This window comes from Streptomyces sp. NPDC057280, assembly GCF_042668605.1.
Classification (GTDB): domain Bacteria; phylum Actinomycetota; class Actinomycetes; order Streptomycetales; family Streptomycetaceae; genus Streptomyces.
The window spans coordinates 1,192,983-1,217,824 of the sequence record NZ_JBHUYR010000001.1; the positions used below are offsets into that span (position 1 = coordinate 1,192,983).

Sequence of the window (24,842 nt, forward strand, 5' to 3'; positions counted from 1 at the left end):
AACGTAGGACCTCAAGCGTTGTTGAGGTCAACGTTCCCGGAAGAATCACACACCGCCCCGGAAGAATCGCTCACCGTACGTCCGCTCACCGTACGTCCCCCTCCCCCGCCGCGTCCCCCTCCCCGAAGGATCCGATGACCGTCAGCAATGCCCCGTCCCCCCTGCCGCAACCCGCAGTTGGTGCGGCGCGGAAAACCTCTGAGGACGTGAGCCCCCGCCGCGTCCCCCTCCCGCTTCCCGGCCGCAGGGTCCGGCAGATCCTGTGCCTGCTGCCGCTGCTGCTCGTCTCCGTGGTCGCCGTGCGGCACCGCTCGGTGCTCGCCGAGGGCTTCGGTCATCTGCGGTCCGCCGAGTGGCCGTGGCTGCTGGTCGCGGTCTGCGCCACCTGTCTGACGTGGGTCGCCGCGGCCTGTACCCGGCAGGGCGCGGTGGTGGAGCGGCTGCCCAGGCGGCGGCTGCTCGCCACGCAGTTCGCGGCCGGCGCCGCCAACCATCTGCTGCCGACGGGGCTCGGCGCGAGCGCGGTCAACCTGCGGTTCATGACCGTGTGCGGGGTGCCGCTCGCCCGCTCCTCCGCCGCCCTCGCGCTGTATCTGCTCGCGGAGTCGGTCGGCCGGCTGGGGCTGCTGGCCGCGCTGCTGCTGATGTTCCCCGACGCGCTGAGTCTCGGTTCGCTGCTTCCCGAGGAGGCGGTCGGCGTACTGCTGCCCGCGCTGGGGGCGGTGCTGCTGGTGGCGGCCGGGGTGCTCGTTCTCGTACGCCGGGTGCGGGCGGCCGTGACGGCGTTCCTGCGCACGGCGCTGGGAGAGCTGCGCGAGGTGCACACCCGGCCGTCCAGGGCGCTGGCGCTGTGGGGCGGGTCGCTGGCCTTTCCCGCGCTCCAGGCGGCGGGGCTGGCCGCGGTGGGACAGGCCCTGGGGCTGCCGGTGCCGCCGCTGCACATGGCGGTGGCGTACCTGGCGGCGACGGTCGCGGTCGCCCTGGTGCCGACACCGGGCGGACTGGGCTCGGTGGAGGCGGCGCTGGTGGTGGCGCTGGTGGCGGCGGGCGGACCGGCGGCGGTGGCGACGGCGGTGGTGCTGGCCTACCGGATCATCACCGTGTGGCTGCCGCTGCTGCCGGGGGCGTTGACGCTGGGGGCCCTCGTGCGGCTGAAGATCATCTGATCGACCGCGCTCGAAGATCGTCTGCGGTACAACGGCCGCATGGACATCACCGCTCTCTCCGAGGCCCTCGACCAGATCGAGGACGGCGCTGTCGTGCACCACGGCTTCACCGACTACCTGCGGGACTACGAAGTCGTCGTCTACATGACCGCCGATCCGACCACGAGCATTCCCCCGGCCCACCTGCGCTATCTGTTCCGGTACTGCGTGGCGGCGCGCTGCGAGACGTCCCTCGTCCCTCGGGTGTGGCAGAAGTCGCTGGACGACCGTCTCATCGACCACGCGACGGCCGACGGCCTCGACGGCTGGGTCTGGGGTGTGAAGTGGGCCAATCTGGAGAGAGCGCGGGTGCTGCCCGAGTCGGACGCCGCGCGGCGATGGGCCGATGAGCTGGGGATCGACCTCCACACGGTCCGCATCGAGATGCAGGTGCACGACCTCGACCTGGTCTTCTCCGAGCTGGAGATCACCGAACTGCCGGCGTCCTGGGAGAAGTAGCCCCGGTCGGGCCCGTCGCCGCCTTCCGGGAGTTGAGGCGGACGAGAAGGCTCGGGTGGCGGTGCTGTGGGGCGAGGGCGGCACGTTCTGCGCGGGCGCCGACCTCAAGGCCCTCGGCACCGAGCGGGCGGCAACCCGGTGACGGAGGACGGCGACGGCCCATCACGAATCCACGACCGCAGCGGCAGCCTGGGCCCCCGGAGGGCGCAGGGCCGCGGCGGCGGCCCGGGCACCCGAGCGGGCAGCTCCGGCCGCGCTCTCCCCCGGGTGCGTCAGGCCTCCGGCGGCGAACACCCCGGGGCGTGACGTCGCCCCGGCGTCGGCGACGAGCCTCAGCCCGCCCCGCCGCGCCAACTCGTTCTCGGGCACGAAGCCGCCGGTGAACACGACGGTGTCACAGGCGAGTTCGGCCGTACGACCGTCCCGGTGCCGGACGCGGACGCCCGACAGGCGGCCGTGGCCGAGGAGTTCGGCGACGCCGGCCCCGGTGAGGAGGGGAACCCCGCGACGGAGGCGGGCGTCCTGGGCGCGGACGAGCGACACCTGCGCGCGCTCGGCCTCGGTGACCAGCGCGACGACCTCCGCTCCCGACGCCCGTACGGTGTCGGCGGCCCGGTACGACACCGGCTCCGCGCCGACGATCACCGCACGGGTGCCGATCCGCTGCCCGAACAGATGCACCGCCTGCTGGAGTTCACCGGTGGTGTAGACGCCGGCGGGACGGGTCCCCGGCACCAGGCGGGCGGCGCGGGGGCGTTCGCGGGCGCCGGTGGCGAGAAGGATCACGCGGGCCTCGATCGTCTCCGGCCCGCCCGGGCCGACGGTGTTCAGCGCGAGGGGGCCGGCCCAGTCGAGGGCGGTCACGCCGGTCCGTACGACCGCACCGGCGCTCATTGCGGTCTCGACGAGCCGTCGGGCGTACGCCGGGCCGGTCAGGGGGCGCCGCCAGGAGCCGAAGCCGCCGTGCGCGCAGTGCCGCGGCACTCCCCCGGCCCGCTGCTCCCGGTCCAGCACCTCCACCCGCCCGGCGCCGGAGGCGGCGAGACGGGCGGCGGCGGTGAGCCCGGCGGGGCCCGCGCCGACGACGAGGACGTCGACCTGTCGCGTCATCCGCGGGCCTCCTCGAACAGCTGCCGCACGGCCGCCCCGCAGTAGAACCCCTGGCAACGCCCGCCCCGCGCCCTGGTCCGGCGCCGCAGCCCGTCCAGGCTGCCCGGCGGGATCGCACTCGCGAGGGCGTCACGGATCTCGCCCCGCGACACGCGCTCGCAGTGGCAGACGAGGGTGCCGTACTCCGGGTCGGCGGCGATCAGGTCGGGACGTCGGTACGGGCGCGGGAGCGCCTCGCCCAGGTTGGGCATGCGGACCGGTTCCAGTCGGCGCGACGGCCCCAACTCCACCCCATTGTGGTCCAGTTGCCCGATCACGTACGCGGCGATGGCGAGCGACGCCGTCAGCCCGGTCGAGCGGATGCCGCCCACCGTGAGGTACGCCTGCTCCGGGTGGGCCGTGATGCGGTAGTCGTCGTACTCGGTGGCGGCGCGCAGGCCGGCGTATACGGCGGTGACCTCTTCGTCGAGGAGCTCGGGCAGGATGCGGCGGCCCTGCTCGCGCAGGCGCGTCAGACCGTCGGCGGTCGACTGCGTGGCCCGCTTGTCGTCGAGGTCCTCGGCGGTGGGGCCGAGCAGGACGTTGCCGTACACCGTGGGCGCGACCAGGACGCCCTTGCCGAGTGCGGTCGGGACGGGCAGCAGGATGTGCCGGACGAGGGCGCGGGCGAACTTGTCGAAGACGACGAGCTGGCCGCGGCGCGGGGTGACGGTGAAGTCGTGGTGGCCGAGGTCGCGGTCGAGGGTGTCGGCGTGGAGGCCGGCCGCGTTGATGGTCCAGCGGGTGCGCAGGTCTCCCCGGTCGGTCGAGAGTACTCCCTGACTCACCTTCCGCACACGGCAGTTGAGGTGCAGGTCCACGCCGTGCCGGACGGCCTGGGTGGCGTACGCCAGGGTCGTCGTCCAGGGACAGATGATGCTCTCGCCGGGGACGTGGAGGGCGCCGAGCGCGCCGGGGCCGAGATGCGGCTCGCGGTCGTACAGTTCGGCCCGTCCCAGCAGGCGGGTCTCCTTGTGGTCGTTGCGCTCGGCCTTCTCCGCGAGACGGGGCAGCGCGGCGAGTTGCTCCTCGTCCCAGGCGACGAGCAGGGCGCCGACGGGTTCGACGGGGATGCCCGACTCGGCGGCGTACTCGGCGAGCCGGCGGGAGCCGTCGCGGACGAGGCGGGCCTCCAGGGAGCCGGGGACCGCGTCGAAGCCGGTGTGGAGGATGGCGGTGTTGGCCTTGGAGCTGCCTTGCCCGACGTCGTCCTGGGCCTCGACGACCGCTGTGCGCAGCCGGGGACGGCGGGCCAGTTCGCGGGCGATGGCACTGCCGACGACTCCGGCACCGATGACGACCACGTCGTACGGCGTGCCGGGGAGGGGGCCGTGGGTGGTGACCGTCATGCGGGGGTCCGGTCGAGGAGGGCGCTGACCTCGGCGCGGAAGCGGGCGCGGCGGTCGGCGGCCTCGTCGGCGGTGATCCGGGGTTCGTGGACGACGGACGGCTGCCGGTCCGGAAGGACCTCCGTGACCTTCTGGCCCGGCTCCGCGCCGAGCCTGGCCAGGGCGGCGGCACCGAGGGCGGTGGCGTCGGGCAGGGCGGACACCTCGACGGGGCGTTGCAGAAGGTCGGCCTGGGTCTGCATGAGCAGGGCGGAGCGGGTCAGGCCGCCGTCGACGCGCAGGGTCTCCAGCGGGGACTCCAGGGCGTCCACGAGCTCGGCGACCTGCGCGGCGATCCCCTCGCACAGCGCCCGCACCAGATGGCCGGCGGTCGTGTCGAGGCCGAGCCCGGTGAGCGAGCCGCGCAGGTCACCACGCCACCAGGGGGCGGCGAGTCCGGCCAGCGCGGGCACGAAGGTGACTCCGCCGGTGCCGGACACGGAGCCGCCCACCACGTCGAGGTCCGCGGCGCCCTTGATCACCCCGAGGTCGGCGAGCCATTGCACGGCGGACGCGGCCGTGTACACCTGACCGTCGAGGCAGTAGCTGGTCCGGCCGTCGAGGCTCCAGGCGACGCAGCTGACCAGTCCCGAACTGCCGCGCCTCGGGGTGTCGCCGGTGTGGGCGAGCAGGAACGCGCCGGTGCCGTAGGTGCATTTGGCGCCGCCGGGTGCGGTGACGCGCTGGGCGAGGAGCGCCGCCTGCTGGTCCACGGCGAGTCCGGTGAGGGGGATCTCAGGGCCGAACTCCGCTGTGGTTCCCACCGGTTGAGCGTTGCCGACGATCCTCGGCAGGCGTTCGCCGGCGAGTCCGTACAGGTCGAGGGCGCGGGGTGACCACTGCGTGCGGTCGAGGTCGAGGAGCTGGGTGCGGCTCGCGGTCGCCGCGTCGGTGACGTAGGCGCCGGTGAGGCGGTGGACGAGCCAGGCGTCGGTGGTGGTGACGACGCCCTCGCGGGTGAGGTGGCGGCGGATCCACGCCATCTTGGGTGCGGCGAAGTACGGGTCGAGCGGCAGGCCGGTCAGTGCGCGCAACTCCTCGGCGTGCGGGGCGAGTTCCTCGCAGACGCTCTCGGCGCGGCGGTCCTGCCAGACGAGGGCCGTGGTGAGCGGGCGGCCGGTGGCGGGGTTCCAGGCGAGCACGGTCTCGCCCTGGTTGGCCAGGCCGAGCGCCACCACGGGTTCCCGGGCCTCGGCGAGGGCGCGGCGGCCCGCCTCGACGACGGACGCGTACAGCTCCTCGGGGTCGACCTCGACGAGACCGCCGGGCAGGTGCCGCGGGCGCACCTCGGCGAACCCGGCGCCGATCACTCCGCGTTCGGGGCAGACGACGAGCGCCTTGGTGCCGGACGTGCCCTGGTCGACGGACAGCACCGGACCGGTCATCGGGCCCCTCCCTCGGCGATCACCACGGCGCCAGCCTGCCGCCGCCCGCCGCACCGCGTCAAGCGACCCTGACCGTCGGTGAATCTTCAACCACCAGATCTTTCAACTTCCTTTCATGTCAACGGAGTTGGAAGAGATCGGGAAATCGAAGGAGCTGCGGAACCTCCCCCTCTATAGTGGCCGCCGACCGGCACGAGCTCCTCGACCGCCGCCCGGAGGAGGGCTGTTGTTACTCCACCCTGCCGTCCCGCCCCGCCCGCCGAACGGGACGGACGGCTGATGGCCAGAGAAGGAGCACGCCCCGTCTACGACCCCGCGGGCCAGGACACCGCCCTGCGGGCCACCCTCCAGGAGGTGCGCACCGGACGCTGGATGTCGATGCGCCGGCTGCTCGGCGAGACGACGTCCTGGTGGCAGTGGACGCAACGCACCCAGGTCCTGGCCGCGGCCGCCGCGGGCACCGACGTGGTGCGGACCTGGCTGGCGGAGGAACCGCACAGCGTCCCGGGCACGGTCATGCACGCCAGGGTCGCCGTCGAGCGGGCGCTGCGCGCCCATCGCGAGCAGCACGCCCGCACCCTCGACCTGTGGCGGGAGGCCTGGCAGGCGAGCCACACGGCGACCCAGGCGGCACCCCAGGACCCGGTCCCGTGGGTGTGTCTGCTGGCGCTGGCCCGGCTCGACCGGGAGCGGCGCTGGGAGGAGCACCGGGTGGCGCCGCCCGGGCCGATGCTGCCGCCGGGCCCGTGGGGCCTGCTGGCGGAGGCCGACAAGCGGGACCCGTACAACCGCGAGGCCCACCACCGGATGCTCCAGTTCCTCTACGAGCACGGCACCTCGGGCCGGCTCGCGGAGGCGGTCGGCTACGCCCACTGGGCCGCCGACACCGCGCCGCCGGGCTCGGCGCTGCACGTCCTGCCGCTGTACGTCCGGGTCGAACGCTACCGGCGCTCCGGCGGCCGCGACGCCGCGCTCGACCTGCACTGGGTCGCCGAGGATGCCACCCGGGAGGCACAGCGGGCGCGGTACGCCTGGTTCGAGCAGACCTTCCCCGCCGAGCGCTCCCCGCTGGACCTGAACCACCTCGCGCACGCCCTGTGGGGCGCGCTGCAGTTCCCGGAGGCGGCCCGGGTGTTCGACGCGCTCGGCCCGTACTGGACGCCCGTGCCCTGGGCGTACCGCAGCCCCGCACCCGGCGACCGCGGGCAGGCCCTGGAGGTCTTTCTCCAGGCCCGGGCGCGCTGCCGCCCCGCGTAACCCCCCACCACCCCGTTCTCTTCCGGAGGTTTCCGCATGTCCCGTACCAGCCACGGTCCGTCGAAACCGCACGACGAGGAACAACGCCTGCGGGAACTCGGCTACCGGCCCGTCCTCGCCCGCCGCATGGGCGGCTTCGGCAACTTCGCGATCAGCTTCTCGGTGATCTCGATCCTGTCCGGCTGCATGACCCTGTACGGCTTCGGCCTCGGCGCGGGCGGCCCCGCGGTGATGCTGTGGGGCTGGGCGGGCGTCGGCCTGTTCGTGCTGTGCGTGGGCCTCGCGCTCGCGGAGGTCACCAGCGCCTATCCGACCTCGGGCGCCCTGTACTACATGGCCGACCGGCTCGGCGGGCGCCGCTGGGGCTGGTACACCGGCTGGCTCAATCTGCTGGGCCTGCTGGGCGCGATCGCCGGAATCGACTACGGCGCGGCCCTGTTCACCGGGGCGTTCATGAACCTCCAGTGGGGCTTCGAGCCGACACCGGAGAAGACGATGCTGATCTTCGTGGCGATCCTGCTGCTGCACGCCGTGCTGAACCTGTTCGGGGTCCGCCTCGTCAGCCTGCTCAACTCCGTCAGCGTCTGGTGGCACCTGGCCGGTGTCGCCCTGATCGTCGGCGCGCTGGCGATCGTGCCCGACCACCACCAGTCGCCGTCCTTCGTGTTCACCGAGTTCGTCAACGACACCGGCTGGTCAAGTCCCCTGTACGTGGCGGCGATCGGCCTGCTCCTCGCCCAGTACACCTTCTCCGGCTACGACGCCTCGGCCCATCTGTCCGAGGAGACCTCCAACGCGTCCGTCTCGGCCGCGCGCGGCATCGTGCGCTCCATCTGGGTCTCCTGGATCGCCGGTTTCGTGCTGCTGACGGGACTGACCTTCGCCATCCAGGACTACGACGCCACCCGGGCCACCGACACCGGGGTGCCGCCCGCGCAGATCCTGCTCGACGGCCTCGGCACCGACGGGGCGAGCGCGCTGCTCGTCGTGGTGATCGTCGCCCAGCTGTTCTGCGGCAACGCCGAAGTGGCCGCCGCCAGCCGCATGGTGTTCGCGTTCAGCCGGGACGGCGCGCTGCCGGGCTCCGGGCTGTGGCGCAAGGTCAGCGCCCGCACCCAGACGCCGGTCGCCGCGGTGTGGCTGTCGGTGGTGGTCGCGGGTCTGCTCGCGCTGCCCTCCCTGTACTCGGCGACGGCGTACGGCGCGGTGACCGCCATCAACGTCATCGGCATCACCCCGGCGTACGCCATTCCCGTGCTGCTGCGGCTGCGCGCCGGGGACCGTTTTCAGCCGGGTCCGTGGAGCCTCGGCCGGTGGAGCAGGCCGATCGGCTGGACGGCCGTGACGTGGGTGGCGTTCGTGACGGTCCTGTTCTGCCTGCCGCAGTCCTCGCCGGTGACGGTCGACACGATGAACTACGCGTCCGTCGCCCTGGCCGTCGTACTGATCCTGGCCACGGTGTGGTGGTACGCCGCCCGTCGTACGTACGGAACCCCCACCACCGCCGCCTACTCCGACCAGGAACAGGCCGAACTCGCCGAAGGCATCGTCTGAAACCCCGCCGTCCGGCTCCCGACCGGCTACGAACTCCTGTGCCCGATACGGCAGGATGAGCGGTCGCGCCGACCCCACGACCCGCGCGGTCGGCGCGAGCGCACATCCAGCAACTCGAACAGGTGGCAACGTGACGGCATTTCAACGGGATCTCACCATGGACGACCTGGTCGTCGCCGGAATCCCCGTGGTCGCGGGCTTGGTGGCGGCGTTCCTGCTGCGCATGGTGCTCAAGTGGCTCGGCAAGCACGCGGACCGCACGAAGTGGACCGGTGACGACGTCATCGTGGCGGCGCTGCGGACGGTGGTGCCCTGGGGTGCGATCGTGGGCGGGATCGCCGTCGCGGCGGCGGCGCTGCCGCTGCGGTCGGGGTTCCAGCGCAACACCAACAACGTGCTGACCGTGCTGATGATCTTCGTGGTCACGGTCGCGGCGGCCCGGCTGGTGGCCGGTCTGGTGCGGACGGTCACCCAGTCCCGCTCCGGGGTGGCGGGCTCGGCCACGATCTTCGTGAACATCACCCGGGTCCTGGTCCTGGCCATCGGCTTCCTGGTGGTGCTCCAGACGCTGGGCATCTCGATAGCGCCCCTGCTCACCGCCCTCGGCGTCGGCGGTCTCGCGGTCGCCCTCGCCCTCCAGGACACCCTCGCCAACCTCTTCGCGGGCATCCACATCCTCGCCTCCAAGACCGTCCAGCCCGGCGACTACATCCGGCTGAGCAGCGGAGAGGAGGGCTATGTCGAGGACATCAACTGGCGTCAGACGACCGTGCGCGCCCTCTCCAACAACCTGATCGTCATCCCCAACGGCGAGCTCGCCAAGTCGAACATGACCAACTTCATGCGTCCCGAGCAGCAGTTGACGATCCTCGTCCAGGTAGGTGTCGCCTACGACAGTGACCTGGAGCAGGTCGAGCGGGTCACCTGCGAGGTCGTCACCGAGGTGATGACGCAGGTCGAGGGCGCCGTCCCGGAACACGAACCGCTGGTCCGCTTCCACACCTTCGGCGACTCCCGGATCGGCTTCACGGTGATCCTCGGCGTCGGCGAGTTCAGCGACCAGTTCCGCATCAAGCACGAGTTCATCAAGCAGCTCCACAAGCGCTACCGCCAGGAGGGCATCCGCATCCCGGCACCCGCACGGACGGTGGCCCTCCAGCAGGGGTCGGTGACGATCCCGCAGCAGCGCGACGCGCACATCGAGGTGACTCCGTAGGGTCCGGGGCGGACCGGTCCCGGGGACCGGTCCGCCCCGGACCGCTAGCCGCGCGTCACAGGGTCGCCGAGTTGTCGTGATGCCCGCTCGGCCGGTTCTGCGGCTGCCGCAGCGACGAACTCACCGGCGTCACCGTCCAGTCCGGGTGGCCGGGCATGCGCGGGGTCTTCGTGCCGTAGAGCCAGTCCCGCAGGAAGCCGGACTGGTCCTGGCCGGAGATCTCGGAGGCGACGGCGATGTAGTCGGCGGTCGACGCCGAGGAGTTGCGGAAGCGGTCGAGGAAGGTGCTCTCGATCGAGGCGAAGACCGGCTCGCCGACCTGCTGGCGCAGGGCGTACAGGACGAGGACGCCGCCGAGGTAGCGCTGGCTGTCGAAGAGGTTGGCCGCGTTCGGGGCGGCGACCGGGCCGGAGCTCCGACGCCACAGGTCGCCCTTGGCGTAGGTGTCCTTCATCCGGGCTTCCATGGTGGTCAGGCCCAGCGAGTCGGCCCAGCCGCGCTCGTAGCGGTAGAGCAGCCCGTAGAAGTCGGCGTGGCCCTCGTTGAGCCACAGGTCGGCCCAGGTGGCGGGGCTGACGCTGTTGCCGAAGTAGGAGTGGACCAGTTCGTGCATCATGTGCGAGCCGATCTTCGGCTCGGCCTGGAGCAGGTAGTTCGGCTTGTAGAGGGTCAGGGTCTGGGTCTCCAGGCCCGTGAAGTCGAAGGCCGTCGAGGAGTCGTTGTTGCACGGCAGCAGGCCGTACGTCTCGAAGGGATAGGCGCCGAGCCGCTGCTCGAGCCAGCTCACCAGGTTCGGGGTGAGGGCGAGCGCGGGCTCCAGGGCCTCGGCGCGGGCGACGGGGACGACGTCCCGCAGGGGCAGGCCGTTCGGGCCCTGGCGGTCCTTGACCACGTAGTCGCCGACCGTGATCTGCACGAGTTCGGTGGCGATGGGTTCGCGGGAGCGGTAGGTGTACGCGGTCCGGCCGTCGCCGAGGTCCTCGGTGCCGGTCAGGCTGCCGCTCGCGACTCCCTTCAGACCGGCCGGGACGGTGATGCGGACGGTGAGGTCCGCCTTGTCCGCCGGGTGGTCGTTGCACGGGAAGACGGTGTGCGCCGAGTTCGGCTGCGGGCAGACCGCGAAGCCGTCCGGGGTGGGCACCCAGGCGGTGTGCGCGAGGGTGCGGCGCGGGTCCGCGGAGTACGTCACGGTGACCGTCGCCCGGCACCCGGCGGGGAGACAGCGGGCGGGGGTGATCCGCAGCTTCTCTCCCGCCTGCTCGAAGGCGGCGTCCCGGCCGCCGACCGTCACCGTGCGTATGTCCAGGCCGAGCGCGTCCAGCGAGAAGCGGGTCAGGGCCTCGGTGGTGGTGATCGTCAGGGTGACGGTGGCGTCGACGAGCCTGGTCGTGGCGTCGTAGGCGAGGTCCAGGTGGTAGGCCGACACGCGGTAGCCGTCGTTGCCGAGGTCCGGGTAGACGGGGTCCCCCAGGGTCTCCGGGCCCGCCACGCCGCTCCTGGCCGCGGCCTGCGCCGGGGCTCCCCCGATGGTCAGGGCCGCGGCGGTGCCGATCAGCGCGGCGGGTGCCGTCACTCTGGTGCGATATCTCATGGTCCGCTTTCGCTCGGGCGGCCGGGGTGGTCGGTTCCGGCCGTCGGATGAGTGTGATCACCTTCCTTCACTCCAAGATCGGGTGCGCGGGTTGCATGAGTGGGCACCCGAAATCCGACCGTGCGTGCGAGGACCCCTGTCGAGCCGGGCTCGGTCACGAGATATCTTGATGTCGAGCAATGTTGCAGACGTGGAGCGGAGCACCCGGTGACTGACTCGACCATCATCTATACGCACACTGACGAGGCCCCGGCCCTGGCGACGTATTCCTTCCTGCCGGTGGTCCAGGCGTACGCCTCGCAGGCGGGTGTCGCCGTGGAGACGCGGGACATCTCGCTGGCCGGCCGCATCATCGCGGTGTTCCCGGAGTACCTGACCGAGGACCAGCGCATCCCGGACGCCCTGCACGAGCTGGGCGAGCTGGCGAAGACGCCCGAGGCCAACATCATCAAGCTGCCGAACATCTCGGCCTCGATCCCGCAGCTCAAGGCCGCGATCGCCGAGCTGCAGGCGCAGGGCTACGCGCTGCCGGCCTACCCGGACGACCCGAAGACCGACGAGGAGCGGGACATCCAGGCCCGCTACGACAAGGTCAAGGGCTCCGCCGTGAACCCGGTCCTGCGTGAGGGCAACTCCGACCGCCGCGCCCCCGTCTCGGTCAAGAACTACGCCAAGACCCACCCGCACCGCATGGGCGCCTGGTCCGCGGACTCCAAGACCAACGTCGCCACCATGGGGCAGAACGACTTCCGCTCCACCGAGAAGTCCGTCGTGATCTCCGAGGCCGGCTCGCTGAAGATCGAGCTGGTCGCCGAGGACGGCGCCACCACGGTGCTGCGCGAGTCCGTACCGGTCCTGGAGGGCGAGGTCGTCGACGCGTCCGTGCTGCACGTGGCCGCGCTGCGCGAGTTCCTCACCGCGCAGATCGCCGAGGCCAAGGCCCAGGGCGTGCTGTTCTCCGTGCACCTGAAGGCCACGATGATGAAGGTCTCCGACCCGATCATCTTCGGCCACGTGGTGCGCGCGTTCTTCCCGAAGACGTTCGCGAAGTACGGCGAGGTCCTCGCCGGCGCCGGTCTGTCCCCGAACGACGGTCTGGGCGGCATCTTCAAGGGCCTGGAGACGCTCCCGCACTTCGGCGAGGAGATCAAGGCCTCCTTCGACGCCGAACTCGCCGAGGGCCCGGCCCTGGCGATGGTCGACTCCGACAAGGGCATCACCAACCTGCACGTGCCGTCCGACGTCATCGTCGACGCCTCGATGCCGGCCATGATCCGCACCTCCGGCCACATGTGGGGCCCGGACGGCCAGGAGGCCGACACCCTCGCGGTGCTCCCGGACTCCTCGTACGCCGGTGTCTACCAGGCCGTGATCGAGGACTGCCGCGCCAACGGCGCCTACGACCCGTCGACCATGGGCTCCGTCCCGAACGTCGGCCTCATGGCGCAGAAGGCCGAGGAGTACGGCTCCCACGACAAGACCTTCGAGATCAAGGCGGCCGGCACGGTCCGTCTGGTCGACCAGGCCGGCAACGTCCTCATCGAGCAGCCGGTCGCCGAGGGCGACATCTTCCGCGCCTGCCAGACCAAGGACGCGCCGATCAAGGACTGGGTGAAGCTGGCCGTCACGCGCGCCCGCGCCACCGGCGACCCGGCCGTGTTCTGGCTGGACGAGACCCGCGCGCACGACGCCAACCTGATCGCCAAGGTCAACGCGTACCTGCCGGAGCACGACACCGAGGGCCTGGACATCCGCATCCTCGCCCCGGTCGAGGCCACCAAGCTCTCGGTCGAGCGCATCCGCCGCGGCGAGAACACCATCTCCGTCACCGGCAACGTGCTCCGCGACTACCTGACCGACCTCTTCCCGATCCTGGAGCTGGGCACCAGCGCCAAGATGCTGTCGGTCGTCCCGCTGATGGCGGGCGGCGGCCTGTTCGAGACGGGCGCCGGCGGCTCCGCGCCGAAGCACGTCCAGCAGCTGGTCAAGGAGAACTACCTGCGCTGGGACTCCCTCGGTGAGTTCTTCGCGCTGGTCCCGTCCCTGGAGCAGTACGCGACGGCCACGAACAACCCCAAGGCCAAGGTCCTCGCCGACACCCTGGACCGCGCCACGGCGACCTTCCTCAACGAGGACAAGTCCCCGACCCGTCGCGTCGGCGGCATCGACAACCGCGGCAGCCACTTCTACCTGTCCCTGTACTGGGCGCAGGAGCTGGCGGCCCAGACGGACGACGCGGACCTGGCGAAGGCCTTCGCCCCGCTGGCGGAGGCGCTCTCCGCCAATGAGCAGAAGATCGTCGACGAGCTGAACGCCGTCCAGGGCAAGCCGGCCGACATCGGCGGCTACTACCAGCCCGACCCGGCGAAGGCCGCGGCGGTCATGCGCCCGTCCACCACGTGGAACGAGACGCTGGCGTCGCTGAGCTGACGCGGCCCCGGTCGAACGACGTCCGCCCCGGTCGGCACCTGCCCGGCCGGGGCGGACGTGTGTCCGCGGGGGCCCGTCCGTACGGCAAAGAGACTTCCGGGACGCAATTGCGTGGACCAAATGTCTCGACTCAACTCCTCGCGGGTACAGGTAGGTTGAGTGCGGGGCACAATTGCGTCGAGCAATGCTCCGCGGCGCCGATTGCGAGGGGTGAGGCGATGGCCACGGCAGGGGGGCCCACGGTACGACGGCGTCAACTCGGCGCGGAGCTGCGGCGATTGCGGGAGCAGGCGGGCAGGCGGATCGAGGATGCCGCCACCCACCTGGAGTGCTCGATGTCGAAGATCAGCCGGGTGGAGACGGGACAGGCCCCGATCAAGGCCCGGGACGTGCGCGACCTGCTGGAGTGGTACGGGATCGCCGACCCGCAGCGCATCGAGACCGTGATGCAGATCCACAAGGACGCGCAGCAGCAGGGCTGGTGGGCCCACTACGGCGACGTGCTGCCCTCGGGCATGGCCACCTACGCGGGCCTGGAGGCCGACGCCCGCGTCCTGAGGTCGTACGAGTCGATGGTGGTGCACGGCCTGCTCCAGACCGAGGACTACGCCCACGCGGTGATCGCCGCGTTCCAGCCCAACCGGCCCGACGAGACGGACCAGTTGGTGCGCTTCCGCAAGGAGCGCCAGGCCCTCCTCACCCGGCAGCCCGACCCGCTGGAGCTGTGGGTGGTGATGGAGGAGAGCGCACTGCGCCGACCGGTCGGCGGCAAGGAGGTCATGACCGCACAGCTGCGGCATCTCGCGGAGGTCACCGCCCTGCCGAACGTCACCCTCCAGATCATGCCGACGTCGAAGGGCGCCCACGCGGCCCTGTCCGGCGCCTTCTCGCTCCTCGAGTTCGAGCCCCACACACCCACCGTCGTCTACGTCAACTCCATGGCAGGCAACGTCTATCTGGAGAAGGAACGCGACGTCCGCTCCTTCATCCAGACCTTCGACCTGCTCCGGGCCGCGGCTCCGGACCCGCAGGAAGCGGCCGTCCTCCTGGAACAGATCACAAGGGAGATGCAGGACTCATGAACCCGCACGCCATATGGCACAGGAGCAGCTACAGCGCGGGCAACGGAGCGTGCGTCGAGGTCGCCCTCATCGAGGGGGCGGTCACGGTCCGGGACTCCAAGGACACCGGTCTGCCGGTGCTGGCCTTCACGCCACAGGGGTGGCGCGCGTTCCTCCGAGCGGCCGGCGACGACCGCCCGCACCGAAGCTGACCGACCGACCGGCCAGGGGGGCTGCCCGTGTACGACGTCTTGACCACTCAGACCACCGCGTCCGACTCGTTCTACGCGGCGGACACCGTGGTGGCCGCGGCCGGGGTCGTCGCCACCGTCGTCGTGGGCTGGTTGGGGATCTGGGCCGTCCTGCACGTGGCACATCCCCGGCGCCGGCTCACCTACACGGTCACCTACGCCCCGCTGGTCCCCGGTGTCCACGACGGGAGCCTGGTCATCAGCCACAACGGCACCCCGCTGGCCGACCCGCACATGGTCACGGTGACGCTCACCAACCCCGGGCGGCGGGACATAGCCAGCAGCGCCTTCGACCGCGGCGAGCCGTTCCGCATCCGGCTCGCCGTGCCGTACGCGAAGCTGACGAAGACCGCGTCCGAGCCCAGCGACGCCCAGGCTCCCCCGGCCCGGGTGCGCGACGCCGAACTGCGCATAGGCCCCGGGCGCCTCGGTTCCGGGACGACGGTCACCTATCAGGTCCTCGTCGACACCGTCCCCACCCACGAATGCCGGCACTCCCTCCTGGACGTCCAGGTCCAGTGCGTCAGCGCCTCCTCGCCGAGCATGGTGTGATCGTGTCCCGCACCCTCCGCGACGCCCCTGGAGCAGCCGCATGTCCTTCGCCGCACCGCCCTTCGACCTCCTGACCGGCGCGGCCCGCTCCCCCGTGATCCTGCACGTCCCCCACTCCGCCCGCCGCATCCCGGCGGACGTGCGGGCCGGGATCGTCCTGGACGACTCCGCGCTGGAGCGGGAGTTGGACCACATCGTGGACGCGCACACCGCGGAGCTGGCCGAGCGGGCGGCCGGGCTGTCGGGGGTGACGCCGTGGCGGTTCGTGAATCGGCTGGCGCGGCTGGTCGTCGATCCCGAGCGGTTCCCGGACGAGCGGGAGGAGATGCTCGCCGTCGGAATGGGCGCCGTGTACACGCGGACCACCGACCGGAACGTGCTGCGGCCAGCGGACACCGACCCCGAGCCGCTCCTCGCGCGGTACTTCCGGCCGTACGCGCGGGCGATGAGCGAGGCCGTGGCCGAGCGGCTGGCCGCGGCGGGGCGGGCCGTGATCGTCGACGTGCACTCCTATCCGAGCGCGGCCCTGCCCTACGAGCTGCACGGCGACGGTCCGAGGCCCCCCGTCTGTCTCGGCACCGATCCCTTCCACACGCCGCCCGAACTGGTCGCCGCCGCGCGTGCGGCGTTCGGGGAGGTGGGGCTGGACAGCCCGTTCAGCGGGACGTACGTGCCGCTCGAGTTCCACGGACGTGATCCGCGGGTCTCCGCGCTGATGGTGGAGATCCGGCGGGACACGTACATGACCGAGCCGGGCGGGCCCGCCGGTCCCGGGCTGGAGCGGCTCGCCTCGGCGCTCGCGGCGCTCGTCGACGCCGTGTCCCGCTGACCTCCCGCCGGCCTCCGGCTGCCGTGTCCCGCCGGCCTCCCGCCGACCTCCGGCTGGAGCACTCCCGCGCGACACCCGGCCGCACCGCGGTGAGGGTGGAAGGCATGACCGAGGAGACCACCACGCTCACCGGCCCTCCCGTACGGGACTGGCCCGCCCTCGACCTGGCCGGGACGGAGTTCGACCCGGTGCTGGCGGAGCTGATGCGGGAGGGGCCGCTGACCCGGATCCGGCTGCCGTTCGGAGAGGGGTGGGCGTGGCTCGCCACCCGCTACGAGGACGTCCGGCGGATCACCAACGATCCGCGGTTCAGCCGTACCGCCGGCATGGACCGCCAAGTCACCCGGCTCGCCCCGCACTTCGCCCCGCAACCGGGCTCCCCCGCCTGGGCCGACCAGCCCGACCACAACCGGCTGCGCAAGGCCGTGGCCGGCGCGTTCACGGTCGCTGCGATGAAGCGGCTGCGGCCCCGCGCGCAGGAACTCCTCGACCCGCTGGTCGCGGGGATCGTACGGGACGGTCCGCCCGCCGATCTCGTCGAGCGGGTCCTCGAACCCTTCCCGGTGACCCTGATCTGCGAGGTCATGGGGGTGCCCGCCGCCGACCGGCCCCGGATGCACGCCTGGGCGGCGCAGATCGTCTCCACCAAGGGCGGGGCCGAGGCCTCCGCCGAGGCCAAGAAGGGCATGTTCGGCTGGATCGCGGACACCGTCCGGGCCCGCGCCCACAGCGACGGCGACGACGTGTACTCGCTGATCGGCGCGGCCCTGCGGCGCGGCGAGATCAGCGAGAGGGAAGCGGTCGGCCTCGCCGCGCCCCTGCAGATCGGCGGTGAGGCGGTCACCCACAACTGCGGCCAGACGCTGTACCTGCTGCTGACGCGCCCCGAGCTGATGGAACGCATGCGGCACCAGCCCGAGGCGCGGGCGACCGCCCTCGACGAACTGATGCGCTACATCCCGCACCGCACCGCGGTCGGGCTCGCCCGGATCGCCCTGGAGGACGTCGAGGTGGGCGGGCAGCTGATCCGCGCGGGCGACCCGGTGTACGTCTCCTATCTGGCCGCCAACCGTGATCCGGACGTCTTCCCCGACCCGGACCGCATCGACCTCGACCGGGATCCCAACCCGCACCTGTCCTTCGGCAACGGCCCGCACTACTGCACGGGCGCGGTGCTGGCGCGGCTCCAGATCGAGCTCATGGTCGGCACGCTCCTGGACCGGCTGCCGGGGCTGCGGCTCGCGGTCCCGGCCGACCAGGTGGCCTGGCGCCGGAAGACGATGATCCGCGGGCCGCAGTCCCTGCCCGTCACCTGGGACTGACCCGGGCGACGGGCACGGCTCAGACCGTCAGCCAGTCGGTGACGATCGCCTCCCTGCCGGTGCGCAGCCGCAACGCGAAGGGACCGGCGGGGGAATCGGCGTACGTGAAGCGCCCCATGTCGTCGGTGGTCAGCGGGGCTCCGGTCTGCGGCCCGCTGAGCACCTCGACCGACGCCTGCTGGGGCGGCAGCACCTGCCCCATCAGACCGTCCCCCGTGACCTCCACGTCCACGGTGACCTCACCCGCGCGGAAGGTCAGCATCCGCGGCACGTCCGTGGCTCCCCTGACGGGGATCGCGTCCACCACCGAGTCGAAGGTCAGCTCGGCGATCCGGGCGTCGAGGTCATGTAAGGCATAGGCCTCCACGGCGATCTGCCGCAGCTGGGCCGGTACCGGGTCGAGGATGCCGGCGGCCCGGCGGAGCTCCTCCTCCAGCAGGTCCGCGTCGGCGTCCTGACCGTCGTAGGCCTCGTCGAACGTCTCGTCTTCGTCCATCTCGTCCCTCATACCGCCCCCCGTGCCTCGAGTCGGGCCCGCAGCCGGCGCAGACAGCGCTGGCGCAGCGGTCCGATGCTGCCCACCGCGATACCCAGCGCGGCGGACACCTCCTGGTAGCTCGGCGGCGGCGACGCCATCAGGATGCGCAGCAACTGCCTGCACCGCTCGCCGAGTTCCTCGAACTCCTGCCACAGACGCCGGACGCGCTCGCTCTCCACGGCCGCCTCCTCGGAGTCGAGGAGTGACTGCTCCGGCGTACGGTCCTCGCTGACCCGGTCGAGCAGCTGCGGATCGTCGGTGGGCGTCAGCCGCCTTAAGCTCTTGAGCACCTTCAGGCACTCGTGGCGCGCGGTGCTGGCCAGCCATGAACCCGCCTTCTGCGGTTCACGGATGCGGCCCAGGTGCTGGGCGAAACGGAACCACACCGTCTGGTAGACCTCGTGCGCGTCGGCGTCGCTCAGCCGGTGCGCGCGCACCACGGACCACACCAGTGGGCTCAGCCCTTCCACGAGCGCCTTCCAGGCCGCCGCGTCGCCGTCGACGGCGGACCGGACCAACGCGCCGACATCTGCTCGGTCCACGTCCCCACCCCTCGTGTACGGCAAGTCATCGTACGCCGTGGAGGGGGCGAGTTCGGCCCTCATGCCCCAGGAGAGAGCTGTACGACCGTCCCCTGGCGCCAGGTGGGCGGAATGAGCGCCGGTACGTGCGCCCCGCGCACCTCCGCGAACTCGGTGTTGGCGGCGAGCAGTTGCCCCCGCGCGGCCCGCGGGTCGGTCTCCTTGTGGGCGGTCATGTGGGCCGCGACCAGGGCGGCCGCGGCCGGGGTGGCGAAGGAGGTGCCGCTCCAGTGCGCGTACCCGTCGAACATCACCTGGTCCGGCTTGGCCGAGGTGCCGTCGTCGCTCAGCACACCGGTGTGACGGGGGTGCTGGCAGGTGCAGAGGTAGGTGAAGTTGAAGCGGCAGGCGTCGTAGGTGGAGTGCTGGTACACGTACGGGATGGGCGCGTCGAAACCGGTGAGGGTGCTGGTGAGGCGCTCGCCGGGGGCGTAGGCGTTGACCCAGGAACCGTGGTTGCTGAAACAGGCGCCGTGGTCGCCGTCGGTGCGCAGGGCGCCGATCGACAGGACGCTGTCCGCGTACTCGGGCAGCGAGGCGTAGGCGGCGGGCCAGAAGGGCGTCGCGCTGGCGTTGTTGCCGGCCGCGGCGACCAACAGGGTGCGCTGCTGCCGCAGTTCTCGCATGAAGGCGTCCACGCCGAGCAGGCCGTCAGTGCGCCCGTTGGAGGTGCCGGCGGAGAGGCTGATGATGTCGGGCCAGCCGTCCCGGTCGACGGCGGCGAACAGGGCCTCGCCGAAGTCGGATTCGAGGATCGCGCCGGCGTCGTTGAGGGTGTTGCGCACGGTGATGTTCGTGTTGGGCGCCACGGCCGCGATGATGCCCGCGATGAACGTGCCGTGCCCGACGTAGATCTTGAGGTTGCCCTGGTCGTCGGTCTCGGTGCCGTGCAGGTCGCCCTGCACGTGCGAGAGCAGCGGGACCAGCGTGTGGTCGTGGGTGAGGCCGTTGTCGATGACGAGGACGCCCACGGCGGTGCCGGCGTCGTGACCGGCCTCCGCGGGGGCCGGGTTGGTGCCGCCGGTGAGCGGGGCGGGCACCGGCTCGTCGCCGGGGCAGGAGTTGACCGCGATGGACACCACGTGGTTGCGGCTGACCAGCCGGCGTCCGGCGCGCCCTTCTGGTTCGCGCATGGCGCGCAGGGCGTTCGCGACGGCCCGGTCGGCGCGCCGGTCGCCGTGGCCGGGGTCGCCGACCTGGATGCGGGTGATGCCCGAGCGGTTGGTCTCCGGACCGGCGCGGCGGACCTGGGCGCCGTTGAGGCCCGTGGCCGCGTCGAAGTGGTCGCGCACGGTGCGCTCGACGAGCGCCGCCTCCTCACCGTCCCGGGCGAGGACAACACCCTTCTCGTAGATGAACTCGGCCGCGTCGTCCGGTCCCATCGCGAGGGGGACGTCGGGCATCGAGCGTTGGATCTGGTCGAACTGCTCCGGGAATCGCTGAGGTGCCATGGCGTGTCCTCCCACTTGAGCGACGGTCGTCAGTCAGAGTCTCGGGGCCGGCGATTGATACAGCGCCAAACCTGTGTGGCACCCGACCCGGAGCACTACCATCCGTTGAGTGACAGCGGGAAGCGAATCGGTTCTCGAACTGCTGCCCATGGTGTTCGCCGCGCCCAAGCAGGCGGTGGCGAGGGCAGAGGAAGTACTCGGCTCCGCTCCCTCACCGCTGCACGCCTCCGTGGCCCACCAGGTGATCGGCATCTGGCAGCGCGACTGGGGCGACATGAAGCTCGCGCTGCACCATCTGCGCCGCGCCCGCGACCTCGCCGTACGCGCCGAGTCGACCGACCGGGAGGGCGATGCGCTGGCCGCGCTCGGCGTGGCGCTGGTGACCGCGGGACGCACCCGGCAGGGCCTGGACGCGCTGGAGCGGGGTGTCAGGGTGAGCAGCGGGCACACCCGCGCGCGGGTGCTGTTCCGGCGCGCCTACGCCTCATGGGTGCTCGGCCGGCACCGGGAGTCGCTGGAGGACGTACGCCGGGCGATTCCCGTGCTGCGACAGATGGACGACGTGATCTGGACGGCGCGGGCGCTGACGCTGCGCGCGACCGTGCACCTGGCGGTCGGTGCGGTGGAGCGGGCCGAGGCCGACTTCGCGGCGGCCGAGTCGCTGTTCGACACCACGGGCCAGGAGCACGACAAGGCGGACGGAGTGGAGAGCCGGGGGCTCGCCGCGTTCCGGTCCGGCGACATCCCGGCGGCGCTGCGGCTGTTCGACGAGGCCGGGGACCGGTACGCCAAGCTCGGCACGCCCTCGTTCATGCTCTACATCCGGCGCTGCGAGGTGCTGATGGCGGCCGGTCTCGCGCCGGAGGCGCTGGCCGAGGCGGACGCGGCGATCGCCGTGCTCGACGGGATCGGCGGCCAGTCCACCCTCAAGGCCGAACTCCTGCTGGCGGCGGCCCGGGCGGCCCGTCGCGCGGGCGATCCGCACACCGCGATCGCGCGCGCGGCGCTCGCGGTGCGGCTGTTCGCCGCGCAGCGGCGGCCCTGGTGGGAGACGCATGCCCGGCTGGTGCTGGTCGAGGCACGGCTCGCCGCCGGGCGCGGCTCGGGACGGCTGGTCGCCGACGCGGCCGAGGTCGCCGAGCGGCTGGCCGGGTTCGGCGCGCCGGCCGCGCCGGAGGCGTCCCTGCTCGCGGGCCGGATCGCGCTGGGCCTGGGCTGGACGGCGGACGCGGAGCGGCATCTGGCCGTCGCCGCCCGCAGCCGGCACAGCGGTCCGCCGCTGGCGCGGATGACCGGCTGGGCGGCGCAGGCGCTGCGGGCCCGGGCCGCCGGATCGCAGCGGGGCGTGCTGGAGGCCTGCCGCCGTGGTCTGGACGTGCTCGACGACCACCGGATGACGCTGGGCGCCTCGGAGTTGCGGGCCCGGGCCACCGAACAGGGTGCGGAGCTGGCCGCGTTGGCGCAGCAGGCCAGCCTGGACTCCGGCAGTCCGCGCCGGCTGCTGGTGTGGAGCGAGCGCTGGCGGGCCACCGCGCTGTCGGCGCCGCCGACCCGCCCGCCGGCCGACCCGGAGCTGCTGGGCGACCTGACGGCGTTTCGGGAGATCGCGGCCCGCGCGGAGGCCGCCCGCATGGAGGGCCGGCCGATTCCGGCGCTGGAGCGTGAACAGCGCCGTCTGGAGCGGGAGATACGCGGCAGGACCCTGCACATCCGCGGGGACGCGCCCGGCTTCGGCAGCCGCTTCGACCCCGGCCGGCTGCTGGACCGCCTCGGGGACGTGCTGCTGGTCGAACTGGCCGTGCTCGACGGGCGGGTTCAGGTGCTGCTGTGCGGGCAGGGGCGGGTGCGGCGGTTCGAGGCCGGACCGCTCGCCGAGGCGGAGACCGAGGCGGAGCATGTGCAGGCCGGGCTGCGGCGGCTCGCCCACCCCGGGGCGGAGGCCCGGCTGCCGGTGGTGGAGGCCATGGGCCGCCGTCTGGAGGAGCTGCTGCTCGGCCCGGCGGCGGCGCATCTCGGCTCCGGTCCGGTCGTGGTCGTACCGCCGGGCCGGCTGCACCGGGTGCCGTGGGCGCTGCTGCCGTCGCTGCGGGAGCGGGTGCTCAGTGTGTCGCCGTCGGCGAGCAGCTGGCTGCGGGCCCACGAGACCGAGCCGCCGCCCGGGGGACGCCAAGTGCTGGTGCGCGGACCGGGGTTGGCGACCGAGGGTGCCGAAGTGTCCGAACTGGCCGGCCGGTACGGCGGATCGACGGTGCTGGAGGAGGACGAGGCGCGGGTGCCGCGGGTGTTGGAGGAGCTGGACGGGGCGGCGCTCGCGCACATCGCCGCGCACGGCACCTTCCGGGCCGACAGTCCGCTGTTCTCCTCCCTGCGGATGGCCGACGGGCCGATCGTCGTGCACGACTTCGAACGCCTGGACCGCAGCCCGTACCGGATCATCCTGTCCTGCTGCGACACCGCCCGCTTCGCCTCGGTCGGCGCGGACGAGCTGCTCGGCCTGGTCACCGCACTGCTGCCGCTGGGCACGGCGGGCGTGGTGGCGTGCACCGCGCCCGTGAACGACGCGGCGGTGGTGCCGCTGATGCTCGCGCTGCACAAGGGGCTGAGCAGCGGGCTGTCCCTGGCGGAGGCGCTGCGGGACGCGCGGGCGGCGCTGCCGGGCGACGCGACCCACCAGGCGACGGGATGGGCGTTCTCGGCGTTCGGCGCCGCGTGAGGCGGGCCGGGTGGTACGGCGGCCTGACCCCTCCCCCGATTACGGGGGTCAGACCGCCGGTCGGTGGGTCGGCTCAGGCCGACTGGGCGTCGGGCAGCTCCACCAGCCACGGCAGCGCGCCCCGGTCGTTCGCGCCGAGGCGGGCGTACGCGCTGTAGAGGTGGTTGCCGACGGTGCGGATGGACAGCGTCAGCTTCTCCGCGATCTGCCGGTTGCTGAGTCCGGCCGCGGCGAGCGTGACGATCTGCCGCTGACGGGCGGTGAGTTCGCCGAGGACCAGCCCGGACAGGGCCGGGGTGCGGGCGCCCTGGCAGCGGCGGGCGAGGGCGACGGCGCGGGTGCGTGAGGTGCGGGCGGCACGCGGGTCGCGGTGGGCGCGCACGGCCTGCGCGTGCGCCTCGGCCGCGAAGAGCAGGAACCCGCGCTCCTCCAGCCGCTCGGCGGCCCGGTCCAGCGCGGGGCCGTCGCCGCGGGCGAGCGCGTCGGCGTGCTGCGCGAACACGTCGTCGCCCGGCAGCCGCCCGGTGGTCCGCCCGGGAGCACCGAGGCGTACGGCGTCGTAGGCATCGGTGACGACGTCCAGCGCTGTGTCGATGTCGCCCCTCGCCGCCGCCAGCCACGCCGTCACCTGGCCGGCGACGTCGTCGTCCGGGCCGGTCACCTCCCCCGACTGCGCGACCGCCAGGGCGAGTTCGGTACGGCAGGCCGGGTCGTCCGGCGTCTGCCGCAATCCCTCCCTGGCCCAGGCCGCCGCCTCCCGCAGCTCTCCGCGCAGCCGCGCGAACCGCGCGCGGACGGCCGCGTAGCGGGCCGGGACCGGCTGCCCCTCCGCCACCAGCCACTCCCCCACCGGCGCGTCCGTGGTCCGGACGTCGGCCCGCTCGATCCTGGCCGCCAGCGCGGCGGCCTCCGCGGTCAGCGCCGTCGCGCACTGTTCCGGCCTGCGGGCCAGCCGCCGCGCCCGCAGCCTGCCGGCCGCGGCCCGCAGCACCGGGCCGTGCAGGGGGTGGGCGAGGCGTACGGCCCCGTCGTCATCGACGTGGACCAGTTCGTCGGCTTCGAGGCGTTCGAGGGCGGGCAGGTCGAGTCCGTCCATGGGAAGCGGCAACGGCTCGGCGAACGCCAGGAGTTCGAGCGTTGCGCGGTCCGCGCAGTCCAGGACCCGTGCCGTCTGTTCCCGCACGGTCGCCGTCACCGGGACCGGCCCCCGCCACGCCCGGTCGTCGGTGCCGGGCAGCCGGGTGAGCAGACCGCCCTCGCGGACCGCGCCGAGCAGATCGCGCAGCAGCCGCAGATCGCCGCGGCACAGCCGGTGCAGCCGGTTGACGGTGAGCGGCTCGAGACCGCCCCCGACACCGGCCGCGGCGAGCTGGGCGGTCTCCTCCTGCGGCAGCGGCTCCAGCAGCAGGCGCGGCAGCAGCTCACCGGTCCACAGCCGGGAGACGGCCGAGGGCACTGCGGTGCCGTCGGTGGTGACGACCAGCAGCCGGGTGCGGCCGTGCACGGCGAGCTGGTGCACGAGCGCGGCCGAGGCGTCGTCCAGCAGATGGGCGTCGTCGACCAGCAACAGCCGTACGGCGGAGAGGAGTTGGACGGCGCGGTGCAGGGACACCGTCTCGGGCAGCAGATGGGCGAACGCGGCGAACGGGATGTGGCGGGTCTCCGGGGTCCCGGCCACCCTGGCGCAGTCGGTGCCGCGGACGGCCTCCGTGACGAGCCGGGTCTTGCCGCAGCCCGCCGGGCCGGTGACCACGATGCCGTGGTGACCGGCCGACGACGACCGGCGGATCAGCTCGAGTTCGTCCTCCCGGCCGGTGAACGGCCAGGGCAGTTCCAGGGTTTTCGCGTCCCGTTCGAAAGTCATCACACCTACAAGAGGCCGAGTACTCACTCCTGATACACGGGGACTT

Annotated in this window: 19 protein-coding genes and 2 pseudogenes; 13 read left to right on the plus strand and 8 right to left on the minus strand. The window is 72.7% G+C overall.

The window, feature by feature from the left end:
* Nucleotides 1–134: 134 nt before the first annotated feature.
* The 3 genes and pseudogenes from ACFUO4_RS05470 to ACFUO4_RS05480 form a co-directional block, all read left to right on the plus strand.
* Nucleotides 135–1,166: a YbhN family protein gene (locus ACFUO4_RS05470; RefSeq protein WP_383480156.1), complete on the plus strand. Its 1,032-nt coding sequence runs from the start codon at nt 135–137 to the stop codon at nt 1,164–1,166.
* Between the two features lie 39 nt (nt 1,167–1,205).
* Nucleotides 1,206–1,664, plus strand: a complete 459-nt coding sequence (locus tag ACFUO4_RS05475) for a hypothetical protein (protein ID WP_383480158.1) — start codon at nt 1,206–1,208, stop codon at nt 1,662–1,664.
* 34 nt (nt 1,665–1,698) lie between these two features.
* A pseudogene (locus tag ACFUO4_RS05480) lies at nt 1,699–1,826 on the plus strand (enoyl-CoA hydratase); the annotation flags it as partial.
* Nucleotides 1,827–1,871: 45 nt separating this feature from the next.
* Here the strand turns inward: ACFUO4_RS05480 and ACFUO4_RS05485 are convergent.
* The 3 genes and pseudogenes from ACFUO4_RS05485 to ACFUO4_RS05495 form a co-directional block, all read right to left on the minus strand.
* Nucleotides 1,872–2,774 (minus strand): annotated as a pseudogene (locus ACFUO4_RS05485) (NAD(P)/FAD-dependent oxidoreductase); the annotation flags it as partial.
* Entirely contained in the window at nt 2,771–4,162 is a 1,392-nt protein-coding gene (locus ACFUO4_RS05490; protein ID WP_383480160.1) for an FAD-dependent oxidoreductase, read from the minus strand. The pseudogene ACFUO4_RS05485 and the gene ACFUO4_RS05490, both read right to left, overlap by 4 nt.
* Nucleotides 4,159–5,586 (minus strand): FGGY family carbohydrate kinase, encoded by a 1,428-nt coding sequence (locus ACFUO4_RS05495; RefSeq protein WP_383480162.1) that lies wholly within the window; start codon nt 5,584–5,586, stop codon nt 4,159–4,161. The genes ACFUO4_RS05490 and ACFUO4_RS05495 overlap by 4 nt, the downstream gene beginning before the upstream one ends.
* Nucleotides 5,587–5,865: 279 nt before the next feature.
* Here ACFUO4_RS05495 and ACFUO4_RS05500 point away from each other — a divergent pair, with 279 nt between their 5' ends.
* The 3 genes from ACFUO4_RS05500 (at nt 5,866) to ACFUO4_RS05510 (ending at nt 9,613) form a co-directional block, all read left to right on the plus strand.
* On the plus strand, nt 5,866–6,843 hold the full coding sequence (locus tag ACFUO4_RS05500) for a hypothetical protein (protein ID WP_079307297.1): 978 nt from the start codon (nt 5,866–5,868) through the stop codon (nt 6,841–6,843).
* A gap of 36 nt (nt 6,844–6,879) precedes the next feature.
* A complete protein-coding gene (locus ACFUO4_RS05505) occupies nt 6,880–8,397 on the plus strand; it encodes an amino acid permease (RefSeq protein WP_383480164.1) in 1,518 nt (505 codons plus the stop codon).
* 157 nt (nt 8,398–8,554) lie between these two features.
* Nucleotides 8,555–9,613 carry a mechanosensitive ion channel family protein gene (locus ACFUO4_RS05510; protein WP_079307301.1) on the plus strand — a complete coding sequence of 353 codons (1,059 nt, stop codon included), beginning with the start codon at nt 8,555–8,557 and terminating at the stop codon, nt 9,611–9,613.
* A 55-nt stretch (nt 9,614–9,668) separates the two neighbouring features.
* Here the strand turns inward: ACFUO4_RS05510 and ACFUO4_RS05515 are convergent, their stop codons facing one another.
* Nucleotides 9,669–11,204, minus strand: coding sequence for a M1 family metallopeptidase (locus ACFUO4_RS05515; protein WP_079307303.1), 1,536 nt, complete (start codon nt 11,202–11,204; stop codon nt 9,669–9,671).
* Between the two features lie 207 nt (nt 11,205–11,411).
* On the opposite strand from ACFUO4_RS05515, the gene ACFUO4_RS05520 reads away from it, so the two are divergent.
* The 6 genes from ACFUO4_RS05520 to ACFUO4_RS05545 all read left to right on the plus strand — a co-directional run bounded on the left by ACFUO4_RS05520 (nt 11,412) and on the right by ACFUO4_RS05545 (nt 17,649).
* On the plus strand, nt 11,412–13,634 hold the full coding sequence (locus ACFUO4_RS05520; RefSeq protein WP_383480167.1) for an NADP-dependent isocitrate dehydrogenase: 2,223 nt from the start codon (nt 11,412–11,414) through the stop codon (nt 13,632–13,634).
* Nucleotides 13,635–13,852: 218 nt separating this feature from the next.
* Nucleotides 13,853–14,716 carry a helix-turn-helix transcriptional regulator gene (locus tag ACFUO4_RS05525; protein ID WP_079307307.1) on the plus strand — a complete coding sequence of 288 codons (864 nt, stop codon included), beginning with the start codon at nt 13,853–13,855 and terminating at the stop codon, nt 14,714–14,716.
* Nucleotides 14,713–14,907 (plus strand): DUF397 domain-containing protein, encoded by a 195-nt coding sequence (locus ACFUO4_RS05530; protein WP_079307309.1) that lies wholly within the window; start codon nt 14,713–14,715, stop codon nt 14,905–14,907. Before ACFUO4_RS05525 ends, ACFUO4_RS05530 begins: the two co-directional genes overlap by 4 nt.
* 27 nt (nt 14,908–14,934) lie before the next feature.
* Nucleotides 14,935–15,498, plus strand: a complete 564-nt coding sequence (locus ACFUO4_RS05535; protein WP_383480170.1) for a hypothetical protein — start codon at nt 14,935–14,937, stop codon at nt 15,496–15,498.
* A 40-nt stretch (nt 15,499–15,538) separates the two neighbouring features.
* The gene (locus ACFUO4_RS05540) at nt 15,539–16,327 is read left to right on the plus strand and encodes an N-formylglutamate amidohydrolase (RefSeq protein WP_383480172.1); all 789 of its coding nucleotides are present in this window, start codon (nt 15,539–15,541) and stop codon (nt 16,325–16,327) included.
* Nucleotides 16,328–16,431: 104 nt separating this feature from the next.
* A complete protein-coding gene (locus tag ACFUO4_RS05545) occupies nt 16,432–17,649 on the plus strand; it encodes a cytochrome P450 (protein ID WP_383480174.1) in 1,218 nt (405 codons plus the stop codon).
* A 19-nt stretch (nt 17,650–17,668) separates the two neighbouring features.
* On the opposite strand, the gene ACFUO4_RS05550 is transcribed toward ACFUO4_RS05545, so the two are convergent.
* The 3 genes from ACFUO4_RS05550 to ACFUO4_RS05560 are packed head-to-tail and all read right to left on the minus strand — an operon-like array spanning nt 17,669 to nt 20,219.
* The gene (locus ACFUO4_RS05550; RefSeq protein ID WP_383480176.1) at nt 17,669–18,157 is read right to left on the minus strand and encodes a hypothetical protein; all 489 of its coding nucleotides are present in this window, start codon (nt 18,155–18,157) and stop codon (nt 17,669–17,671) included.
* Nucleotides 18,154–18,729 (minus strand): RNA polymerase sigma factor, encoded by a 576-nt coding sequence (locus tag ACFUO4_RS05555; protein ID WP_383480178.1) that lies wholly within the window; start codon nt 18,727–18,729, stop codon nt 18,154–18,156. The genes ACFUO4_RS05550 and ACFUO4_RS05555 overlap by 4 nt, the downstream gene beginning before the upstream one ends.
* A gap of 59 nt (nt 18,730–18,788) precedes the next feature.
* Nucleotides 18,789–20,219 (minus strand): S8/S53 family peptidase, encoded by a 1,431-nt coding sequence (locus ACFUO4_RS05560; RefSeq protein ID WP_383480180.1) that lies wholly within the window; start codon nt 20,217–20,219, stop codon nt 18,789–18,791.
* Nucleotides 20,220–20,367: 148 nt separating this feature from the next.
* On the opposite strand from ACFUO4_RS05560, the gene ACFUO4_RS05565 reads away from it, so the two are divergent.
* Nucleotides 20,368–22,932, plus strand: coding sequence for a CHAT domain-containing protein (locus ACFUO4_RS05565; protein ID WP_383482312.1), 2,565 nt, complete (start codon nt 20,368–20,370; stop codon nt 22,930–22,932).
* A gap of 73 nt (nt 22,933–23,005) precedes the next feature.
* Here the strand turns inward: ACFUO4_RS05565 and ACFUO4_RS05570 are convergent, their stop codons facing one another.
* Entirely contained in the window at nt 23,006–24,796 is a 1,791-nt protein-coding gene (locus tag ACFUO4_RS05570; RefSeq protein WP_383480182.1) for a LuxR C-terminal-related transcriptional regulator, read from the minus strand.
* Nucleotides 24,797–24,842 lie beyond the last annotated feature (46 nt).

Coding starts and splice junctions, on each gene's coding strand:
- ACFUO4_RS05525 (WP_079307307.1), top strand. CDS start 13,853: ATGGCCACGGCAGGGGGGCCCACGGTACGACGGCGTCAACTCGGCGCG.
- ACFUO4_RS05515 (WP_079307303.1), bottom strand. CDS start 11,204: ATGAGATATCGCACCAGAGTGACGGCACCCGCCGCGCTGATCGGCACC.
- ACFUO4_RS05500 (WP_079307297.1), top strand. CDS start 5,866: ATGGCCAGAGAAGGAGCACGCCCCGTCTACGACCCCGCGGGCCAGGAC.
- ACFUO4_RS05540 (WP_383480172.1), top strand. CDS start 15,539: ATGTCCTTCGCCGCACCGCCCTTCGACCTCCTGACCGGCGCGGCCCGC.
- ACFUO4_RS05570 (WP_383480182.1), bottom strand. CDS start 24,796: ATGACTTTCGAACGGGACGCGAAAACCCTGGAACTGCCCTGGCCGTTC.
- ACFUO4_RS05490 (WP_383480160.1), bottom strand. CDS start 4,162: ATGACGGTCACCACCCACGGCCCCCTCCCCGGCACGCCGTACGACGTG.
- ACFUO4_RS05470 (WP_383480156.1), top strand. CDS start 135: ATGACCGTCAGCAATGCCCCGTCCCCCCTGCCGCAACCCGCAGTTGGT.
- ACFUO4_RS05475 (WP_383480158.1), top strand. CDS start 1,206: ATGGACATCACCGCTCTCTCCGAGGCCCTCGACCAGATCGAGGACGGC.
- ACFUO4_RS05560 (WP_383480180.1), bottom strand. CDS start 20,219: ATGGCACCTCAGCGATTCCCGGAGCAGTTCGACCAGATCCAACGCTCG.
- ACFUO4_RS05565 (WP_383482312.1), top strand. CDS start 20,368: ATGGTGTTCGCCGCGCCCAAGCAGGCGGTGGCGAGGGCAGAGGAAGTA.
- ACFUO4_RS05550 (WP_383480176.1), bottom strand. CDS start 18,157: ATGAGGGACGAGATGGACGAAGACGAGACGTTCGACGAGGCCTACGAC.
- ACFUO4_RS05545 (WP_383480174.1), top strand. CDS start 16,432: ATGACCGAGGAGACCACCACGCTCACCGGCCCTCCCGTACGGGACTGG.
- ACFUO4_RS05530 (WP_079307309.1), top strand. CDS start 14,713: ATGAACCCGCACGCCATATGGCACAGGAGCAGCTACAGCGCGGGCAAC.
- ACFUO4_RS05505 (WP_383480164.1), top strand. CDS start 6,880: ATGTCCCGTACCAGCCACGGTCCGTCGAAACCGCACGACGAGGAACAA.
- ACFUO4_RS05495 (WP_383480162.1), bottom strand. CDS start 5,586: ATGACCGGTCCGGTGCTGTCCGTCGACCAGGGCACGTCCGGCACCAAG.
- ACFUO4_RS05510 (WP_079307301.1), top strand. CDS start 8,555: ATGGACGACCTGGTCGTCGCCGGAATCCCCGTGGTCGCGGGCTTGGTG.